Origin of the sequence: Pseudomonas sp. JV449 (genome assembly GCF_032424295.1) — a bacterium.
GTDB classification, from domain to species: Bacteria; Pseudomonadota; Gammaproteobacteria; order Pseudomonadales; family Pseudomonadaceae; genus Aquipseudomonas; species Aquipseudomonas marginalis.
The window spans coordinates 54,743-73,663 of the sequence record NZ_VYKD01000021.1 but is presented as its reverse complement, the minus strand read 5'-3'; the positions used below and the strand labels follow the sequence as shown (position 1 = coordinate 73,663).

The 18,921-nt window shown below is 62.2% G+C and carries 17 protein-coding genes and 1 tRNA gene; 16 read left to right on the top strand and 2 right to left on the bottom strand.

The annotated features are described in order from the left end of the window. The first annotated feature begins 1 nt into the window (after position 1). The 3 genes from ihfA (at position 2) to F6S08_RS20800 (ending at position 808) form a co-directional block, all read left to right on the top strand. A complete protein-coding gene (gene ihfA, locus F6S08_RS20810; RefSeq protein WP_002553164.1) occupies positions 2-304 on the top strand; it encodes an integration host factor subunit alpha in 303 nt (100 codons plus the stop codon). Next, positions 285-641, top strand: coding sequence for a MerR family transcriptional regulator (locus F6S08_RS20805; RefSeq protein ID WP_003174972.1), 357 nt, complete (start codon positions 285-287; stop codon positions 639-641). The genes ihfA and F6S08_RS20805 overlap by 20 nt, the downstream gene beginning before the upstream one ends. Positions 642-731: 90 nt before the next feature. Next, positions 732-808: transfer RNA gene (locus tag F6S08_RS20800), tRNA-Pro, on the top strand. 481 nt (positions 809-1,289) lie between these two features. On the opposite strand, the gene F6S08_RS20795 is transcribed toward F6S08_RS20800, so the two are convergent. Both F6S08_RS20795 and bamA read right to left on the bottom strand, forming a co-directional pair. Beyond that, positions 1,290-2,144, bottom strand: a complete 855-nt coding sequence (locus tag F6S08_RS20795; protein ID WP_137212872.1) for a lipopolysaccharide biosynthesis protein — start codon at positions 2,142-2,144, stop codon at positions 1,290-1,292. A gap of 165 nt (positions 2,145-2,309) precedes the next feature. Continuing rightward, a complete protein-coding gene (gene bamA, locus F6S08_RS20790) occupies positions 2,310-4,676 on the bottom strand; it encodes an outer membrane protein assembly factor BamA (protein ID WP_065927272.1) in 2,367 nt (788 codons plus the stop codon). 196 nt (positions 4,677-4,872) lie between these two features. Between bamA and F6S08_RS20785 the strand changes: the two genes are divergently transcribed. The 13 genes from F6S08_RS20785 (at position 4,873) to fecE (ending at position 18,840) form a co-directional block, all read left to right on the top strand. Continuing rightward, on the top strand, positions 4,873-5,556 hold the full coding sequence (locus F6S08_RS20785; RefSeq protein WP_065927273.1) for a response regulator transcription factor: 684 nt from the start codon (positions 4,873-4,875) through the stop codon (positions 5,554-5,556). After that, positions 5,553-6,836, top strand: coding sequence for an ATP-binding protein (locus F6S08_RS20780; protein WP_074847301.1), 1,284 nt, complete (start codon positions 5,553-5,555; stop codon positions 6,834-6,836). Before F6S08_RS20785 ends, F6S08_RS20780 begins: the two co-directional genes overlap by 4 nt. Before the next feature lie 57 nt (positions 6,837-6,893). After that, a complete protein-coding gene (locus tag F6S08_RS20775; protein ID WP_065927275.1) occupies positions 6,894-7,331 on the top strand; it encodes a hypothetical protein in 438 nt (145 codons plus the stop codon). Positions 7,332-7,587: 256 nt separating this feature from the next. Continuing rightward, positions 7,588-8,256: a GntR family transcriptional regulator gene (locus F6S08_RS20770; RefSeq protein WP_065927276.1), complete on the top strand. Its 669-nt coding sequence runs from the start codon at positions 7,588-7,590 to the stop codon at positions 8,254-8,256. Positions 8,257-8,320: 64 nt separating this feature from the next. Beyond that, the gene (locus tag F6S08_RS20765; RefSeq protein ID WP_027607401.1) at positions 8,321-9,127 is read left to right on the top strand and encodes an ABC transporter substrate-binding protein; all 807 of its coding nucleotides are present in this window, start codon (positions 8,321-8,323) and stop codon (positions 9,125-9,127) included. A 12-nt stretch (positions 9,128-9,139) separates the two neighbouring features. Then, on the top strand, positions 9,140-9,916 hold the full coding sequence (locus F6S08_RS20760) for an amino acid ABC transporter permease (protein WP_027607402.1): 777 nt from the start codon (positions 9,140-9,142) through the stop codon (positions 9,914-9,916). Positions 9,917-9,918: 2 nt separating this feature from the next. Further along, on the top strand, positions 9,919-10,698 hold the full coding sequence (locus F6S08_RS20755) for an amino acid ABC transporter ATP-binding protein (protein ID WP_053129053.1): 780 nt from the start codon (positions 9,919-9,921) through the stop codon (positions 10,696-10,698). A gap of 22 nt (positions 10,699-10,720) precedes the next feature. Further along, complete coding sequence (locus F6S08_RS20750; protein WP_315872279.1) at positions 10,721-12,331, top strand: gamma-glutamyltransferase family protein; 1,611 nt, start codon at positions 10,721-10,723, stop codon at positions 12,329-12,331. A 122-nt stretch (positions 12,332-12,453) separates the two neighbouring features. After that, positions 12,454-14,859: a TonB-dependent receptor gene (locus tag F6S08_RS20745; protein ID WP_065927278.1), complete on the top strand. Its 2,406-nt coding sequence runs from the start codon at positions 12,454-12,456 to the stop codon at positions 14,857-14,859. Between the two features lie 307 nt (positions 14,860-15,166). Next, a complete protein-coding gene (locus F6S08_RS20740; protein WP_223015332.1) occupies positions 15,167-16,087 on the top strand; it encodes a Fe(3+) dicitrate ABC transporter substrate-binding protein in 921 nt (306 codons plus the stop codon). Between the two features lie 2 nt (positions 16,088-16,089). Further along, positions 16,090-17,079, top strand: a complete 990-nt coding sequence (fecC, locus tag F6S08_RS20735) for an iron-dicitrate ABC transporter permease FecC (protein ID WP_223015333.1) — start codon at positions 16,090-16,092, stop codon at positions 17,077-17,079. Further along, entirely contained in the window at positions 17,076-18,044 is a 969-nt protein-coding gene (locus tag F6S08_RS20730; RefSeq protein ID WP_065948028.1) for an iron chelate uptake ABC transporter family permease subunit, read from the top strand. The genes fecC and F6S08_RS20730 overlap by 4 nt, the downstream gene beginning before the upstream one ends. 4 nt (positions 18,045-18,048) lie before the next feature. After that, positions 18,049-18,840 (top strand): Fe(3+) dicitrate ABC transporter ATP-binding protein FecE, encoded by a 792-nt coding sequence (gene fecE, locus F6S08_RS20725; protein WP_315872278.1) that lies wholly within the window; start codon positions 18,049-18,051, stop codon positions 18,838-18,840. Positions 18,841-18,921: the final 81 nt, after the last annotated feature.

The following is an 18,921-nucleotide window of genomic DNA, read 5'->3' as shown; positions in this document are numbered from 1 at the left end:
TATGGGGGCTTTGACGAAAGCTGAGATGGCGGAACGTCTGTACGAAGAGTTGGGTCTGAACAAGCGCGAGGCCAAGGAATTGGTCGAGCTGTTTTTTGAAGAGATCAGACACGCTCTGGAAGACAACGAACAGGTCAAATTGTCCGGTTTCGGCAATTTTGATCTGCGGGACAAACGCCAGCGGCCTGGCCGCAATCCAAAAACGGGAGAAGAAATCCCGATCACGGCTCGCCGTGTGGTCACCTTTCGTCCAGGGCAGAAGTTGAAGGCCCGAGTTGAGGCTTATGCTGGAACCAAGTCATAACGACGAGCTACCCGTCATCCCAGGCAAACGCTACTTCACCATTGGTGAAGTCAGCGAGCTCTGTGCGGTAAAACCGCACGTGCTGCGCTATTGGGAGCAGGAGTTTCCTCAACTCAACCCCGTCAAACGCACTGGGAACCGTCGGTATTATCAGCGCCAGGATGTGCTGATGATCCGACAGATCCGTGCGTTGCTGTATGACCAGGGGTTCACCATCAGCGGCGCGCGCCAGCGTATGTCCGGTGATGAAGCCAAAGACGACACCACCCAGTACAAGCAACTGATCCGCCAGATGATCTCCGAACTGGAAGATGTGCTGGTGGTTTTGAAAAAATGATTCAGGCTTTTAAAATACTTCCACATTTCAAAAGCTTGCGGTATATTCCTGATCGCTTCGTTGCGAAGCGAACCCAGTAACACGCCTAGTCGGGGCGTAGCGCAGTCCGGTAGCGCACTAGCATGGGGTGCTAGGGGTCGAGTGTTCGAATCACTCCGTCCCGACCATATTTTTCAGTGACTTAGCCGAACTCCAGCCAGTTCGGCTTTTTTACGCATAGGGACTTTTGCGGGGGATCATCCCAACTTCCTCCTCAAGATCGTCACCGCCCCACGCTTGGATCCAGCCAATGCACTGAAAGCTTCAGGCCATCAAGGTCCTGGATGAGTTGCGTCTGCTGATTCTGAAAATTCTTTTTAAACCCACACAGGTTCATTGAGCATAGGCAGATCTGAAGTACGATCAGCGCATACGCTTCAGCGTAAGCCCCAAATGGCCCAGGGCATAGTGCTCACTATGCAACAGAAGGCCCCCGCCATTCTTCTCGCTGGCCGTGGAACCCAATCCAGATAACTCCTTCAATCTCCTGCTAAAAAAGACTGAAGTATCCGGGCTGATATTCGGATTTTTTGAGAAGGGCCCTCAACTGCCGACACCCAATGTGTGTAGTGCAGGGAGTTGGCGAAGGCCTCCAGGCCGACTGTGTGTCTACTGGTGGAGCATCGCTTCCACTTGAGCGACGCTGATACGCGGAATCACACTCGCCGGGATCTTCGAAATATCGGATAAGTTGTAAACCATGAAGTCATCCCCCATGACCTTTTTGGACATCAACTCGAACGACGGCAGTATGCGGGTGTAATAGTGTTGGTCGAGCCCGCAGGGGGAGTTTGTGGAGTTTTTCGTTTCGTAAAACCTCCCCGACTTTTCGTCCAGGTCGACGCCCACCAGGAAAACCTTGGAGAACCCGACGTGGAATGCCAGCTGGATGGCCAGGTAGGCCACGGTTCGGGCATCAAAAAAGCCCTGGCTCATGTCCTTGCTGAACCCGATGGACCGTTTCCGAAAGGCGATCAAGGAGTGATCAGTAACCAGCTCTTTTGATCTTCCGAGCGCCACATCGATCCACGACGGTTTTGGAGCCTTGGACAGCGGGTAGAGCTGCCCGGTTGGACGAGCATGGGAGGATTGCGCGTGGTCTTCCCATAGCGCGACCCTTTGGCTGACAGCCATGGCGTAATTGAATAAATCCGGCTGCTGTTTGGAAAAGCTTCTGTCCGTGCAAGCGTAAAAACTCGGCTTGATATCGGTGTTCATAAACATCGAAATGGCGCCATTCATGGTGATCATGGGCACGTGCGCAAACTTTTCGAGGGGGAATGATTTGGCTGACAGGCCGGAAGCGATAATAAAAACCGCGCCTGATTCGACATTCCGACAGGCAGCAAAATCGTGCAGGTGCAGCGGGCTTGCGCTTGAACGCCATGGCGCTGACACGGGTGCAAACAAAGCCAGCTTTTTGTCGGCAACAGGCTTGGCCTCGACGAAGGGCATCTGTTTCATCCGATCTATCCGCGTAGTGAAAGGAAAATCCACACATCAGCCGACCAAGGCTTGACAGCAGAGTTCCCTTATAAAAAACAATACATAAACGCGGCTTCGCCAGACGTCCGGTATTTGTGTAGGGCCTTTCCCAGAAGGGGGAAACGCATCAACACGCCGCAACCTTTAAAACGTCTGCCCCATGGAGAACTGAAACACCTGCTTGTCCGCGTTCTCCGGCGTGCGAATCGGGTATGCCAAATTCACACTCAGCGGCCCCAGCGGGCTGTACCACGTCACCCCAACCCCCACCGAACTGGCCATCTGGCCCAGGTCCACGCTGCCGCAGCCTTGGGTGGTACTGAGGTAGCACTTGTCCGAATACACCGTGCCCACGTCCCAGAACAACGAGGTTCGCACGGATTTGTTGTCTTTGATGAACGGCACCGGGAATAAGTACTCCGCGCCGCCTGTTATCAGGATATTGCCGCCCAGCGATTCGGTGTCCCGGTCCGAGTAGTACGCCTGCCCGGCACTGGCGTAGGCACCGGTTGCCGGGGTGTTGCGCGGGCCGAGGGTGCCGCTTTCAAAGCCGCGCACCGTGCCTTCGCCGCCGGCGGTGTAGGTTTCATAGAAGGGCAGCCCGTCCGTGGAGCCGTAGCCGCTGCCGTAGCCGAGCTTGGTGTGAAAGCGCAGTGATGTGTTGTTGCTGACAGGCAGGAACGTCTGCCCCGTGTAGTCGATTTTGTAGAAACTCAGGTCGCTGCCGGGCACCGTCACCATCAGGTTGAGGTTTTGCGAATGCCCGCGAGTCGCCAGCACGCCTTTGTTCAAGGTCGATTCCGACCAGCCGAGGTTGGCCTTGAAGTTGGTGAATTCCTTGCCTTCGCGCTCGATAAAGTCGTAGATCTCGTCGGCGCTGTAGGTGCCCGGTTCGATACTGTCGTGTTGCGCCGTCAGGCCAAAGCTCAAACGCGAGGTTTCATTGATCGGGTAACCGAGGGTGGCGCCCAGGCCAAAACTATTGATGGCGTAATAGGACACCCCGTCATCGTAGTACTTGTTGTAGTCGGTCTTGCTGTAGAACGCGTTGTAACCCAGGCTCACCCCGTCGGTGGTGAAGTAGGGATCGGTGAAACCGATGTTGTACTTGCTCTGGTAGGACGAGCGGGTCAGCCCCAGGCTGGCGTAGTTGCCGGTGCCGAGGAAGTTGTTCTGGGTGATCGAGCCGCCGAGGATCAGGCCCGAACTCTGGGCAAAGCCGACGCTGGCGGTAATCGAACCGGACGCTTGTTCTTCCACGGCGTAGTTCACATCCAGTTGGTCGTCGAGGCCGGCCACCGCAGGCGTCTCGACGTTCACCTCTTTGAAGAACCCCAGGCGCTCCAGGCGCACCTTGGACTGGTCGATCAGGTACGTCGACGCCCAGCCACCTTCCATCTGGCGCATTTCCCGCCGCAGCACCTTGTCGTCGGTCTTGGTATTGCCACGGAAGTTGATACGGTTGACGTAGGCCCGCTTACCTGGGTCGACGGAGAACGTGACGTCAACCGTGTGGTCTTCATCGTGGGCCTGCGGCACGCCGTTGACGTTGGCGAACGTGTAGCCTTCGTTGCCCAGGCGACGGGTAATCAGCTCCGAGGTGGTGGTCATCAGTTTGCGTGAGAACACCTGGCCCTTCTGCACCAGCAGCAAGGACTGGACCTGGTCCTGCGGGACTTTCAGCTCACCACTGAGCTTCACCTCGCGTACCGTGTATTTCTGGCCTTCGTGGATGTTCACGGTGATGTAGACGTGCTTTTTGTCCGGGGTCATCGAGACCTGGGTCGAGGTGATATCCATGTTGATATAGCCACGGTCCAGGTAATAGGAGCGCAAGCGTTCAAGGTCGCCCGACAGCTTCTCCCGTGCGTATTTGTCGTCGTTCTTGAAAAACGACAGCCAGTTGCTGGTCTTGAGGGTGAACTGGTCGATCAGGGCGTCGTCGGCGAACACCGTGTTGCCCACCACGTTGATGTGCTGGATCGACGCCACTTCACCTTCGTCGATCTTGATTTTCAAGCCCACGCGGTTACGCGGCTGAGCCACCACCTGCGCGTCGACCGACGCCGAGTACCGGCCCTGGGCAACGTACTGGCGCTGCAACTCGTTGCGTATCCCTTCCAGGGTGGCGCGCTGGAAAATCTCGCCCTCGGCAAGGCCCGATTGCTTCATGCCTTTCATCAGGTCATCGGTGGCAATCGCCTTGTTGCCCTCGAATTCGATACTGGCAACCGAAGGACGCTCGACTACATTGATGATCAACACATCGCCTTCGCGGCTCAGTTGGATGTCCTGGAAGTAACCGGTCTTGAACAGCGCGCGGGTCGAGTCCACCAGGCGCCGGTCATCCGCTTCGTCGCCGACGTTCAGGGGTAATGCCCCGAACACGCTGCCCGCAGAGACCCGTTGCAGGCCGTTGATTCGAATATCCGAGATTTTGAAGCCTTGGGCGAGTGCCAGTGAGGTATTGAGCAGCAGCGCAACCGAGCAGAGCAGGCGCGAAAAATTCATCAAGATCTTTTCCAGAACACATCGACAAGCAGCGCCGGCACGCATGGACAACTCGCCGCGCGGCCGGACTGGTGAACATCCAGCATAAGAGCGAGGGGCGTTTGGTGCGGTTAACCGAATGTCAAGTTAGGTAAAGTTTGGTCTGGGATGCCAATGCCGGGTCGATAATGCGCAACCCCCCACTGACGAGCCCGAGATGATCCGCGTACTGTTGGTCGACGACGACCAGGAACTGACTGACATGCTGAGCCAATACCTCGCGCGCGAAGGCTTTGAGGCCACGGCCGTGCACACGGGGGAGGAGGGCGAGGAGGAGGCGCTGTCGGGGCGCTACAGCATTGTGGTGCTGGACGTCATGCTGCCCCAGCGCTCGGGCATCGAGGTACTCCGGCGCATCCGCGTCGTCAGCCAGGTACCCGTAGTGCTGCTCACCGCCCGTGGCGACAACATCGACCGCATCACCGGCCTGGAACTCGGCGCCGATGATTACGTGCCCAAGCCCAGCTCCCCCGGCGAACTGGTCGCGCGCCTGCGCGCCATCATGCGCAGGGTGCAGCCGGTGGGCCAGCCGACCACCGAAGTGATCACGACCGGCGCGCTGGTGTTGTGGCCCGGCAGGCGCCAGGCCCTGTGGAACGGCCTCGAGCTGGGCGTGACCAGCACCGAGTTCAGCCTGCTGGAAGAGCTGGCCCGCAGTGCCGGCCAGGTAGTGAGTAAAAAGGATCTGTCACTCAATGCCCTCGGTTGCCCGCTGACCCGCTACGACCGGCGCATCGACGTGCATATCAGCAGCATCCGGCAAAAACTCGGGCCGCGCCCGGACGCCAAGGCCTGGATCCAGAGCGTACGCGGCCTCGGCTATTTGTTGATTGCCGAATGACCAAGCCCAGCCTGCTGTTCTGGAAACTGTTCCTGGCCTTCTGGTTGGCGACCACCTTGACCTTCCTGGTGGGCGTCGGCGTGCTTGAACTGGGCCGTTTCCAGCCGAATGACCCGCATGTGGAAGCCATGCTGGCGGCCGAAGACAAGCTGCTGCAAACGTTCGGTGTCGAGGCGGGCGGCCAGCTCCTGGCGGTGTGGGAGCGCCCGGCGGATGAGGCCATCGGCGTCTACAACAGTGCCGGTCAATTGCTGGTAGGTGGGCCCGTGACGCAGCCGGTCTATGAGCGAGCGGTCGTCAGCAAGGAAGGCCTGACGCTGTCGATCAGGTCGACCCACGCGCCCGGTAACCCGCCGGGCCGGCCCTGGCACCAGATTCCGCTGATCATCGGCACGTTGATGAGTGCGCTGTTCAGCGGCTACATGGCCTATTACCTGGCCTGGCCCCTGGCGTACCTGAAGCGCGCCATGAGCGACGCGGCCCAGGGACGCTTCGAAACCCGGGTCAAGCCGGCCATGGGCAAGCGTCGCGACGAGATCGTCGACCTGGCGGAAGACTGCGACCGCATGGCCAACCAGTTGAAGGTGCTGGTGGAGGCCCAGCAACAGCTGCTGCACGACATCTCCCATGAACTGCGCTCCCCGCTGACGCGCATGCAGGCGGCCATCGGCCTGTTGCGCCAGGACGCCGCCCGCCTGGAAATGCTCGAACGCATCGAGCGCGAATCCGAGCGCATGGACACCCTGATCGAGGCGTTGCTGACCCTGGCGCGCCTGCAAGGCCGTCCGGAAAGTATCGAGCGCGAGCCCGTGGATATTGTCGAATTGCTGGCGATGATCGTTGAAGATGCGCAGTTTGAGGCCGGCATCAAAGGCTGTCGCGTGCACCTGCAGGTGTGCCCGCCGTTTATCGCCTGCGTCAGCGGTGAGTTGTTGTACCGCTGCTTCGAGAACGTGATTCGCAATGCCGTGCGCTACACCCGGCCGGACACCACCGTGTGCGTGTCGGCGCAGGTCAACCACGATGCGAACCGCCTCACGGTACAGATCACCGACCAAGGGCCGGGCGTCGACAATGACCGGCTGCACAGCATTTTCCAGCCGTTCGAGCGTGGGGTGGGCGATGCCAGCGTGGGGTTTGGCCTGGGGCTGGCCATTGCTGCGAGGGCCGTCCAGATGCACGGCGGCCACATCCTCGCGCGCAACGAGCCAGGCGGTGGGCTGGCAGTGGAGATCACCCTGCACAGCGCGCGATCTTTACACGACATTACACTGGCTTGACCGCCCTGTACGTCGCGCCTGATTAGACTTGTCACCCTTGATTGAGTGGAGGTGGCGATGTTTCAGGTGCATAAAAAGGGCTTTGTGCCCGGCAGGAAAATGGTCGACGGCCTGGTCCCTTACGACTTCTTTTGCGAAGACAGCCCGGCGATCAATCTGTTTGTGTTTACCGGCGCCGCTACGCCGGGCGCCACCGTCGAAGAACAGACCCTATGGGGCTTCACGCGGTTGGAACGTTTCGAGGCGATGAGCCACGCGCTGGTGAGCAACCAGCGGCACGCCGGCTGGTTTCAAAGCGTCAATGTGCTCACCGGACCCAACCAGAACGGCACGCAAAGCGTGAAGTTCCAGCGCGTGCTGAAAATCATCAAGCACGCCAGTCCGGCCCGCAAGGCCGACTACGAGATCCTCACCGACGAAGGCGACACCTATTTCACCCGCCGGGCGGTCGGCGAAAACAGCGCGCAAACCGTCATCTATTCGGTCGAGCCATAACGCCAGCGGTGGGCTGGATTCGCCTCAAGCAAAAAGCATCTCGCCCACGGTCCGCTTGTTACTTCCGCCCACCAATGGGGCGTCTTCTGCGCCATTGGGTAGCAAAATCCCACGCGACTTTTCAACGCCAGCCCCAGCTTTTTCCCTTCTATCCGATCTGAATCAATCACTTGGCTCCTGTCCCAAGCCGTTGGCACGCATCCTGCTTTTTTGTATTCGTGGATAATTGGATACAAAAATTCAAAAGGTGCTGCCGATGCAATTCGCTCCCGCTTACGTTGACCGCCAGCCCCTCACCGCCGAGGAGGAGGCCTACAACTTTCTGCTCGATGCCATTTGCGGCGGCCGCTACCGCAAGGGTGACCGGCTGATCGCCGAAGACATCGCCAGCGAGATCGGCATGAGCCGCATGCCGGTGCGCGAGGCCTTTCGCCGCCTGGACGCCCAGGGCCTGGTGACCCTGCGGCCCAACCGTGGCGCAGTCGTCAGCGGTTTGGATATTGATGAACTGCACGAAGTGTTTGAGATGCGCAGCGCCCTTGAAGGCCTGGCGGTACGCGTTGCCGTCGGGCGGATCGGCGAGCGTCAACTGGCGGCCCTGGAGCGCATGCTCGATGAGATGGACGACTACCGTGACGAAGGCGCCGCGTGGGTCAGTCGGCACCGCGCGTTCCATGAATACCTGTGCAGCCTCAGCGGCCGCCCGCGCCTGATGAAGCAGATTTCGGCGCTGTACTCGCTGGTCGAGGCACCTATGCGCTTGTGGCTGCAGCACGGCGAAAAACCCCTCAGCGCCCGCCAGGAACACGCAGTGATCCTTGATGCGATCCGCGCCGGCGATGCCGCCCGCGCCGAAGCCGTGGTGCGCGAACACATCGAAGGCACCGTGCCGGCACTGATCCAGTTCCTGCAAACCGAACAATAAGAAACACCCGCTGTGTTTTGACTTTAGTCCTGCCCCGTTATTCAACGAACTGGAGTGTCTGGTCATGCATAAATGCCGCGCCTTGCTGGTGGCTGTCTCCTTCGGTCTCTGCGCACAGGGGGCCTTTGCTGCGCCTCAAGTGCCGGATCGTCTGCAAAAAGTCGACAAACTTGTCTATTGCTCGGGGATGGATTCCCCGCCCCTGGTGTCCTTCGACGAAGCCCAGAAACCGCGCGGGCTCACCGTCGACCTGGGCCTGGAAATCGCCAGGCGCCTGGGCGACAAGCAAGTGCAATGGCGGGTGATTCCGTTCTCTGGGCTGGTGCCGGCGTTGCTCGCCCAGCAGTGCGACATGATCGTCGACCAGTTGTTCGACAAACCCGAGCGGCGCCAGGTGATCGACATCGTCAACTACATGTATTCCAGCCAGTCGGTGGTGGTGCCCAAGGGCAACCCCAAGGGCATCAAGGCGCTGGATGACCTGTCCGCGCACAAGGTCGCGGTGCTCAACGGCTCCACCATCAAGACCCTGCTCGATGCCCACAATGAAAGCCTCGCCAAGGCCGGCAAGCCCCCGATGAAACTGGTGGTCTACAACACCGACACCGATGCCTTCCAGGCCCTGCGTATCAGCCAGGTCGACGCCTACGGCACCACCGTGGAAACCGCCGGTTACTACGCAGCAATGGCCCCGGACCTGTTCCAGGAAGGCGTGCCGGCGTTCAGCCGCATCCTCACCGGCCTGGGCATACGCAAGGACGACCCGCAACTGACCGCCGCCGTGCAACAGGTGATCAGCGATATGCGCAGCGATGGCAGCTATGTGCAGTTGCTGGACAAATGGCATGTCAGCAGCGACACACTCGACTGAGGCGTACCTGCGATGAATTTCAATTGGGATGTGTTCTGGCAGTACCTGCTGCAGCCCAGCGGGGTCTACCTCACGGGGCTGTGGCTGACGTGCCTGATCAGTGTGCTGGCGATGCTGTTGGGCTGCGCGCTGGGGCTGGCGGCGGCGTTGTTGCGCTTGTCGAAGAACCCGCTGTTGCATCTGCCGGTGCGTTTTTACGTGTGGCTGATGCGCGGCACGCCGCTGCTGGTACAGATCGTGTTTCTGTACACGGCACTGGCGGCGGGCGGGATTTTCCGCTTCGAAGATATTGAACTGTTCGGCCTGATCGTCCCCGGCAATATCCAGGCGGCGATCATTGCCCTGGGCCTCAACGAAGGTGCCTATATGGCCGAGATCATCCGTGCCGGCATCGGCGCGGTGGACAAGGGCCAATATGAAGCCGGGCGCTCCCTGGGCATGGGCTTCGCCAAGTTGATGCGGCGCATCGTGCTGCCCCAGGCGTTCCGGGTGATCGTGCCGCCGCTGGGCAATGAGTTCAACGTGATGCTCAAGAACACCACCCTGGTCAGCGTGATCGGTGTGCAGGAGCTGCTGCTCAGCACCCAGATGATCACCTCGGCGACCTTCCGCGTGTTTGAGCTGTACCTGGTGGTCGCCCTGTATTTCCTGACGCTGACCACCCTCTGGGGCTTTTTCCAGCGCTGGCTCGAAGCCCGTTTCAGCCAGTCCGACCGGCCTTCCGCGCCACCACCGGCAGCCAGCCGCATGTTCGGGCGCAGCACCCTGAAACTGCTGAGGGGACGATAACCATGGCGCACCAAAGTGAAGAGCTGATCATTGAGGCACTGGATATTCAGAAGTCGTTCGGCGAGTTGCAGATCCTCAAGGGTATCTCGCTGCAAGTACGGCGCGGCGAAGTGGTGGTGCTGATCGGCGCCTCGGGCTCGGGCAAGACCACCTTTATCCGCTGCATCAACCTGCTGGAAGACATCCAGGGCGGGCGCATCCGCGTCAACGGCCGCGCCATGGGCTATCGCGAGCGCAGCGACGGCAGCCTGGTGCGCGATTCGGAGCGCAACATCGCCCGCCAGCGCCGCGACATTGGCATGGTGTTCCAGCGCTTCAACCTGTTCCCCCATATGACGGCGCTGGAAAACATCATTGAAGCGCCGATCCAGGTCCTCGGCACACCACGTGCCGAAGCGCTGGAACAGGCCCGTGGCCTGCTGGCGCGGGTCGGCCTGGCGGACAAGGCCAGCCATTACCCGTCGATGCTCTCCGGCGGCCAGCAGCAACGGGTCGCCATCGCCCGCGCCCTGGCGATGAAACCCCAGGCCATGCTGTTCGACGAACCCACCAGCGCCCTCGACCCGGAAACCGTCGGCGAAGTGCTGCAGGTGATGAAAGAGCTGGCCGAGGAGGGCATGACCATGGTGGTGGTCACCCATGAAATGGGCTTTGCCCGGGAAGTGGCAGACCGCGTGGTGGTACTCGATCAGGGCGAACTCATCGAACAAGGGCCGCCGGAACAGATCTTCAGCCACCCCAGCCATCCCCGTACCCGGGCGTTTCTCAGCCGTGTGTTATGACTTTTTTTGAAGAGCCTTTGCCATGTTGAAATTTTCTGCCCACGAGTACCCCTATCCGTCGCAGCGCCAGAGCGTATTTGCCCGTCGTGGCATGGTCGCTGCGTCCCAACCCCTGGCCGCCCAGGCCGGTATCGAGATCATGCAAAAGGGCGGCAACGCCATCGACGCGGCCATCGCCACGGCGGCCGCGCTCACGGTGGTGGAGCCCACCGGCTGCGGCCTGGGCGGCGATGCGTTTGCCCTGGTGTGGTGCAAGGGCCAGTTGCATGGCCTGAACGGCAATGGCCACGCGCCGGGCGCCTTGAGTGTCGAGGCGGTCAAGGCTGCCGGGCACGATCGGATGCCGCTGTACGGCTGGACCCCGGTGACCGTGCCCGGCTGCCCATCGGCCTGGGCGGAGCTGTCGCAACGCTTCGGCAAGCTGGCGTTTGACGAGCTGCTGCAACCGGCCATCCGCCTGGCCCGCGAGGGTTTCCCGCTGTCACCGGTGGTTGCCCACCAATGGCAGATCTCCTTGAACGAATTCAGCCCGCACCGCGATGAAGTGCTGCAAGCCTGGTTCGACACGTTCCTCATCGATGGGCGCGCACCCCAAGCGGGCGAGATTTTCCGCAACCCGGCCCAGGCGCGGACCCTGGAAGAACTGGCCGCCAGCCGTTGCGAAAGCCTGTATCGCGGTGCCCTGGCCGCACGCCTGGACGCCCACTCACGGGCCACCGGGGGTTACCTGCGCGCCAGTGATCTCAAGGACTACCGCGCACAGTGGGTGGACCCGATCCACATCAATTATCGCGGTGTCGACGTCTGGGAAATCCCGCCGAGCGGCCAGGGCCTGGTGGCGCTGATGGCGCTGAACATCCTCGAAGGCTTCACCTTCGATCACCGCGACAGCCAACAGACCTGGCACCGCCAGCTCGAGGCCATGAAGCTCGCCTACAGCGACGGCCTGCACTACATCACCGACCCGCTGCACATGCGCGTGGCAGTGGCCGACCTGCTCAGCGAGGACTACAGCGCCCGCCGTCGCAGCCAGATCGGCGAGCAGGCACAGGCGCCCAAGCCCGGTGACCCGCACGCCAGCGGCACGGTGTACCTGGCCACGGCGGACGCCGAAGGCAATATGGTCTCGTTCATCCAGAGCAACTACCACGGCTTCGGCTCCGGCGTGGTACTGCCCGACAGCGGCATTGCGTTGCAGAACCGTGGGCAGGAATTCAGCCTCGACCCGGCCCACGCCAACTGCCTGGCAGCAGGCAAGAAGACCTTCCACACCATCATCCCCGGTTTCCTCACCAAGGACGGCCAGGCCCTTGGCCCGTTCGGCGTGATGGGCGGCTACATGCAGCCCCAGGGTCACGTACAGATGGTGATGAACCTGGTGGACTTCGGCCTCAACCCCCAGGCCGCACTGGATGCGCCGCGCTGGCAATGGCTGGGCGACATGAAGGTCGGCATCGAGCAGGGCGCCTCCCGCGACCTGGCCAATGCCCTGGCCCGGCGTGGTCACCAGGTGCAGATCGCCAGCGACCTCACCGACTACGGCCGTGGGCAGATCATCCTGCGCGACCCGGTCAGCGGCGTGCTGTGCGGCGGTACCGAACCGCGTGCGGATTCCCATATCGCGGTATGGTAGCCAAAGCAGGGCATGGCGCCGCCATTGCCCTGCCATTTTGAAAAAAGTTGGTCGAAGCCTGTCCCCTTTTTTCACCTCGCCTGTCATTCCAGGCAAGTGAACAAAATCGAGAGCTTCTTCCAATGCCCGCAGTCCAACCCTTGCGCTTGCGCCCGTTGCTCAAACTGAGCCTGATGCTGAGCCTCAGCGCCAGCCCCTTGTTCGTCCCCGTCAGCTATGCCGAAGACAGCGCCGCGCGCCGCAGCTACCAGGTGCCGGCCGGCAGCCTGAGTGCGGCGTTGACCCGTTTTGCCGGGCTGTCGGGGGTCAACCTGTCGGTGGACCCGGCGCTGGTCAGCGGGCGCAGCAGCAGCGGTTTATCCGGCGAATACGGCGTGGAAGAGGGTTTTGCCCGCTTGCTGCAAGGCTCCGGCCTGCAATTGCAGCCCATGGGGGAGCAGGCCTACATGCTGGTGCCGGTGCCGGAGGGCGGCAGCCTGGAGCTGGCGCCCACGTCGATTCTCGGTACCACCGGCCTGTACGACGGCGACACCTACGCCGGTGGCCAAGTGGCGCGGCGTGGCTCGCAAGGCCTGCTGGGCACCCGGGACTTTATGGAAACCCCGTTCAGCATGACCACCTACACCCAGGACGCGGTGAAAAACCAACAGGCGCGCACCCTCGGCGACCTCATCGCCAGCGACCCGTCGGTACGCGCCACCAACCCGGCCGGTGGGCGTTATGAGCAGTTCACTATTCGCGGTTTCAGCCTGTTCAACAGTGATGTGTCGTACAACGGCCTGTACGGCGTGCTGCCGACCTACACCATCGACATGGAAATGGCCGACCGCGTCGACATCTTCAAAGGCCCCACCCAGTTGATCAACGGCATCTCGCCGCGCGGCAGCGTGGGCGGCGGGATCAACGTGGTGCCCAAGCGCGCCACCGACAAGGACATCACCTCGTTCACCGGCACCTGGGCCTCCGACAGCCAGGCCGGTGGTGCGGTGGACGTGGGCCGGCGTTTCGGCGAAGACAACAAATTCGGCCTGCGCTTCAACGGCGTGAAGCAGTCCGGCGATACCGAATGGGACCACCAGAGCGTCGACCGTGAGATGGCCGTGCTGGGCCTGGATTTTCGTGGCGAGCGTCTGCGCCTTTCCAGCGATATCGGCCGCACCGAGCGCGACACCGATGCGCCGCAGGAGCGTGTGCAAGTCGCGGCTGCCGCGCCGGTGCCCAGCGCCAACGATGTGCGCCGCAACTATGCGCAGTCCTGGAGCAAGGCCCGCACCAAGGACACCTTCGGTACGCTGAATGCCGAATATGACCTCAGCGATTCGGTGATGCTCTACGGCGGTGTGGGCGCGCGTAAAAGTAACCATGAGTTCCTGCGCCATGCTGTTTCGGTGACCAATGCGGCCGGTGATTTCACCGTGCAGCCTCGGGACTTCACCCGCGATGAAAACGTCCGTACCGCCACGGCCGGCGTGCGTAACTGGTTCCACACCGGGCCGGTGAGCCATGAGGTCAACCTGGCCGCCAGCTACTTCTATATGGACTTCACCAACGGCGGTGCGCGTTATGCCAACGCATCGAGCAATCTCTACAACCCCGTGCAAACCCCGACGCCGTCGGTGGCCACGCGCCAGGATGCGAAGGTTTATACCGAGAACACGTTCAGTGGCGTGGCCTTGTCCGACACCCTGGGTTTCTTCGATGACCGCCTGTTGCTCACCCTCGGTGCGCGCTGGCAGCGCGTGATCGTGGACGATTGGAGCGACGGCATCAAAGGCAAGACCAACTACGACGAAGAAAAGATCTCGCCTTCGGGTGGCCTGCTGTTCAAAGCCACCGACAAACTGTCGCTGTACGCCAACTACATGGAAGGGTTGAGCCAGGGCAAGATCGCACCGTCCACGTCGCGCAACGAAGACCAGATCTTCCCGCCGTTTATCAGCCGCCAGGTGGAAGTGGGCGCCAAGTACGACGCTGGCGCCTTCGCCGTGACCGCCGCGGTGTTCCGCATCAAGCAACCGGCCTACGAGACCAACGCCACGTCGCGGCTGTTCGGTCCCAATGGCAAACGCCAGAACACCGGTGCGGAGCTGAGCGTGTTCGGCGAACCCCTCAAGGGCGTGCGCCTGCTCGGCGGCGTGATGTACATCGACAGCAAATTGAAGGACACCACCAATGGCGCCTGGGACGGCAACCGCGCGCCGGCCACGCCCAAGTACAACGTCAACCTCGGTGCCGAGTGGGACGTACCGACCCTCGAAGGCCTGACCCTGACCAGCCGGGGCATCCACTCCAGTTCCCAATACCTGGACCAGTCCAACGTCAAGGAAATCGACGCCTGGAACCGTATCGACGTCGGCGCCCGCTACGCCTTCAAGGTCGATGACAAGCACATCACCCTGCGGGCGAATGTGGAGAATGTCGCCGACAAGCGCTACTGGAGTTCGGCCGGCGCGTCGGATGACAGCGAGCCGGGGCTGACCCTGTCGACCCCGCGTACCTATCTGCTGTCTGCCACGGTCGACTTTTAGACGCGGATTAAAAATGTGGGAGGGGGCTTGCCCTAATGCCAGTCAGTTAAGCGTACATCGCCTCCTGTAGGAGCGAGCTTGCTCGCGAAAAACGTCAACGATAACGCGTGCTTCCTGAATGAACGCGGCGCCTGTGAGTTTTTCGCGAGCAAGCTCGCTCCTACAAAAAGCCTTAACTGACTGGCATTAGGGCTTGCCCCCTCCCACAAATGAGAATGTTTTTTGATCACGTCGCCCCGATATGGAATAGTACCCGCCGTTTTCCCCAGCCCGTCCAGTTGGGGTGTTTTAACGCCGAGGTACCTCCATGCGATTGCTGCGCTCCATCCCCACCCTTGCCGCCTGCCTGCTGGCGTTCTCTTCCAGCCTGCTGAGCGCTGCCCCCATCGACCTCAATGACGGCCAGCACGCGGTGCATCTGCCCGATGCGCCCAAGCGTGTGGTGGTGTTGGAGTTCTCTTTTCTCGACAGCCTCGCCGCCGTGGACGTCACCCCCGTCGGCGCCGCCGATGATGGCGACGCCAATCGCGTGCTGCCGCGTGTGCGTCAGGCCATCGGCCAGTGGAAGTCCGTGGGCCTGCGCTCGCAACCGAGCATCGAGGAAATCGCGCGGCTCAAGCCGGACCTGATCGTGGCCGACCTCAACCGCCACCAGGCGCTGTACAGCGACTTGGCGAGTATTGCGCCAACCCTGTTGCTGCCGTCGCGCGGTGAGGATTATGAGGGCAGCCTCAAGTCCGCTGAGCTGATCGGCAAGGCCTTGGGCAAAAGCCCGCAGATGGAAGCCCGCATCGCACAAAACCGCGAAAACCTGAAGAAAATCGCCCAGCAGATCCCCGCCGGTGCCAGCGTGTTGTTCGGTGTCGCCCGTGAAGACAGCTTCTCCGTGCACGGCCCGGACTCCTACGCCGGCAGCGTGCTGCAAGCCATCGGCCTGAAAGTGCCGTCGGTGCGCGCCAACGCCGCGCCGACCGAATTCGTTAGCCTGGAACAACTGCTCGCCCTCGATCCGGGTTGGCTGCTGGTCGGCCATTACCGCCGCCCGAGCATCGTCGACAGCTGGAGCAAGCAGCCGCTGTGGCAAGTGTTGGGCGCGGTGCGCAACCAGCAGGTGGCCGAAGTGGACGGTGACAGCTGGGCGCGCAACCGTGGTGTGTTGGCCTCGGAGCAGATCGCCGAGGACGCCCTGGCGATCCTCAAGGGCGGCAAAGCCGTACTGAGCCAATAAGCATGGGCCGTGGTTTGGCCGCAGCCGGCATCGTGGTGCTGGGTGCCGTGTTGTTCTGGCTGTCGTTGTACAGCTGGTCGCCGTTCACTCTCACGGCGGCCGACGCCTGGAATGGGCTGGTGCATCAGGGCAGCGTGGGCGGCAATATGGCCTATATCGTCGCCCAGTTGCGCGTGCCGCGTGCGGTGTGCGCGGCATTGGTGGGCGCCTGCCTGGGCCTGGCCGGGGCGCTGATGCAGGGCATCACCCGCAACCGTCTGGCATCGCCGTCGCTGTTCGGCGTGACGGCAGGCGCGGCGTTGGGGCTCGCGTTGTTTTCCACCGGGTTGGTCGCACCGCCGTTTGCCGGCGCTGCCTTGCTGATGACCTGCCTGGGCGGCGCACTGGCCTGGATCACAGTGTTCAGCCTCGGTGGCGCCTGGTCGCCGGCCACGGCCCAAGGTCGCCTGGTGTTGGCCGGGGTGGCCGTCGCCGCGTTGTGTGCTGCCTTGACCCGGCTCACGGTGATCCTGGTCGAGGCCCAGGCGCAAAGCGTGCTCAATTGGCTGGCCGGTTCCCTGGCCAACGTCGGTGCGGCCCAGGTGCAATTGCTCTGGCCGTGCACCTTGATCGGCGGCCTGTGGGCGCTGTGGTGTGCGCCGCGCTTGAACCTGATCAACCTCGGCGAAGACGCCGCGCGCTCGTTGGGCGTGGGCATTGCCAGCCTGCGTTTGCAGGTGTTCGTCGCCAGCCTGTTGCTGGTGGGGGCGAGTGTCTGCGCGGTCGGGCCCATCGGCTTTGTCGGGTTGATCGCGCCGAATATCCTTCGCCAGTTTCTCGGTAATGACTACCGCTGGCTGATCCCACTCAGTGCCGCCTTGGGCGCAGTGATCGTGCTGGGTGCCGACCTGCTCAGCCGCGCCGTGGCGTTCCCGGTGGAAACCCCTGCCGGGGTGGTCACGGCACTGATTGGTGCACCATTCTTCCTCTTTCTCGCCAGGCGTGCCCTATGACCCAGCCACGATTGCGCCTTTGGCTGCTGCTCGTTTTGTTGCTGCTGGCGACCTTCGTCAGCCTCAGCGCCGGCACCCTGTGGCTCACGCCCGAAACCGTGCTGGAGCGCCTGCTGGCCCATGACGCCCTCGACTTTGAAGTCTGGAACCACCGCCTGCCACGCAGCCTGATCGCGATCCTCGCCGGCTGCGCATTCGGCCTGGCCGGGGCGATTGTGCAGGGCGTGATTCGCAACCCGCTGGCCTCGCCGGAAATCCTCGGTGTCACCCAAGGTGCGGGGCTCGCGCTGACGGTGGCAATCATCAGTTGGCCGCATTTGCCGATTGCCTGGCTGCCCCTGGTGGCGTGCCTGGGCGGCGCCGGTGGCGCCTTGTTGCTGGCGCTGTACAACACCGGCGTGAGTTTTTCCGGCGTGCGTTTTGCGCTGTCCGGGGTGGCGATTGCGGTGACCTTGTCCAGCGTCACCGAGTTTCTGATCCTGTCCCACCCGCTGGACATCAACACCGCCTTGCTCGCGCTCACTGGCAGCCTGTGGAGCCGCAACTGGCACCATGTAGCGCTGGTGCTGCCGTTCCTGGTGTTGATCCCGCTGGGGCTGTGCCTGGCCAAACCGCTTAACCTGATCGCCCTCGGCGATGAGGCGGCCCACAGCCTGGGCACCGCACTGAACCGCACACGCTGGCTGGCGATGGCCTGCGCGGTGCTGCTCACCAGCCTGGGCGTGGGCGTGATCGGGCCGATCGGCTTTATCGGCCTGGTCGCACCGCATATGGCACGGCGCCTGGTCGGTGGGCATCACCAGTACCTGCTGCCGGCGGCGATGCTGATCGGCGCGCTGTTACTGGTGCTGGCCGACACCCTCGGGCGCACGCTGATCGCGCCCAGCGAAATCCCCGCCGGGGTGCTTACGGCGGTGATTGGCGCACCGTATTTTCTTTGGTTGCTGGCACGGTTCAAGGGCTGATGACATGAGTATTCTTCAAGCACGCGCGCTGGATATCGGCTACGGCGCCACACCCATCGTGCAGGGGCTGTCGTTTACGCCGCCGACGGGAAAAGTCACCGCGTTAATCGGCCCCAATGGCTGCGGCAAGTCCACCTTGCTCAAGGCGTTTGCGCGCATCCTCAAGCCCACGCAAGGTGAGCTGAGCCTGGATGGCCAGGCCTACGCCAGCCTGTCCGCCCGCCAACTGGCCCGGCACATTGCATTCCTGCCCCAAGTGCTGCCGGTGCCCGAAGGCGTCAGCGTGCGCCAGTTGGTCGCCTACGGCCGCAGCCCGCACAACTCGCTGTGGGGACGCCTGAGCGGCAGTGACCGGGCCCATGTGACCCAAGCCATGCAACGCCTGGAGCTCGACAACCTGGCCGACCGCGCCCTGGCGGACCTGTCCGGCGGCCAGCGTCAACGCGCCTGGCTGGCCATGGTCCTGGCACAGAACGCCCCCGTAGTGCTGCTCGACGAACCCACCACCTACCTCGACATCAGCCACCAAGTCGAACTGCTCGACCTGATGGGCGAACTCGCCGCCGAAGGCAAGACCGTGATCACCGTGCTCCACGACATCAACCAGGCCTGCCGCTACGCCGACCACCTGGCGGTGATGCACGCCGGCAAGCTGGTGGCCGATGGCGCGCCGGCACAGGTGATCAGTGCCGAGTTGATGCGCCAGGTGTTTGAGGTGCAGGTGCAGATCATGAGCGAACCGGTGGCCGGCACCCCCATGTGCCTGATAGAAAAAAGCACCCGAGCCCAAACCTGACTCGGTCAAAAAATGTGGGAGGGGGCTTGCTCCCGATGGCGGTGGGTCAGTCACCTCATGCATTGACTGACCCACCGCCAT

Excerpts from the sequence above, each read along its gene's own strand:
- F6S08_RS20755 (WP_053129053.1), top strand. The coding sequence starts at position 9,919 with ATGGCGCACCAAAGTGAAGAGCTGATCATTGAGGCACTGGATATTCAG.
- F6S08_RS20760 (WP_027607402.1), top strand. The coding sequence starts at position 9,140 with ATGAATTTCAATTGGGATGTGTTCTGGCAGTACCTGCTGCAGCCCAGC.
- F6S08_RS20795 (WP_137212872.1), bottom strand. The coding sequence starts at position 2,144 with ATGAAACAGATGCCCTTCGTCGAGGCCAAGCCTGTTGCCGACAAAAAG.
- bamA (WP_065927272.1), bottom strand. The coding sequence starts at position 4,676 with ATGAATTTTTCGCGCCTGCTCTGCTCGGTTGCGCTGCTGCTCAATACC.
- F6S08_RS20785 (WP_065927273.1), top strand. The coding sequence starts at position 4,873 with ATGATCCGCGTACTGTTGGTCGACGACGACCAGGAACTGACTGACATG.
- F6S08_RS20805 (WP_003174972.1), top strand. The coding sequence starts at position 285 with ATGCTGGAACCAAGTCATAACGACGAGCTACCCGTCATCCCAGGCAAA.
- fecE (WP_315872278.1), top strand. The coding sequence starts at position 18,049 with ATGAGTATTCTTCAAGCACGCGCGCTGGATATCGGCTACGGCGCCACA.
- F6S08_RS20740 (WP_223015332.1), top strand. The coding sequence starts at position 15,167 with ATGCGATTGCTGCGCTCCATCCCCACCCTTGCCGCCTGCCTGCTGGCG.
- F6S08_RS20750 (WP_315872279.1), top strand. The coding sequence starts at position 10,721 with ATGTTGAAATTTTCTGCCCACGAGTACCCCTATCCGTCGCAGCGCCAG.
- F6S08_RS20745 (WP_065927278.1), top strand. The coding sequence starts at position 12,454 with ATGCCCGCAGTCCAACCCTTGCGCTTGCGCCCGTTGCTCAAACTGAGC.
- F6S08_RS20765 (WP_027607401.1), top strand. The coding sequence starts at position 8,321 with ATGCATAAATGCCGCGCCTTGCTGGTGGCTGTCTCCTTCGGTCTCTGC.
- F6S08_RS20730 (WP_065948028.1), top strand. The coding sequence starts at position 17,076 with ATGACCCAGCCACGATTGCGCCTTTGGCTGCTGCTCGTTTTGTTGCTG.
- F6S08_RS20775 (WP_065927275.1), top strand. The coding sequence starts at position 6,894 with ATGTTTCAGGTGCATAAAAAGGGCTTTGTGCCCGGCAGGAAAATGGTC.
- fecC (WP_223015333.1), top strand. The coding sequence starts at position 16,090 with ATGGGCCGTGGTTTGGCCGCAGCCGGCATCGTGGTGCTGGGTGCCGTG.
- F6S08_RS20780 (WP_074847301.1), top strand. The coding sequence starts at position 5,553 with ATGACCAAGCCCAGCCTGCTGTTCTGGAAACTGTTCCTGGCCTTCTGG.
- ihfA (WP_002553164.1), top strand. The coding sequence starts at position 2 with ATGGGGGCTTTGACGAAAGCTGAGATGGCGGAACGTCTGTACGAAGAG.
- F6S08_RS20770 (WP_065927276.1), top strand. The coding sequence starts at position 7,588 with ATGCAATTCGCTCCCGCTTACGTTGACCGCCAGCCCCTCACCGCCGAG.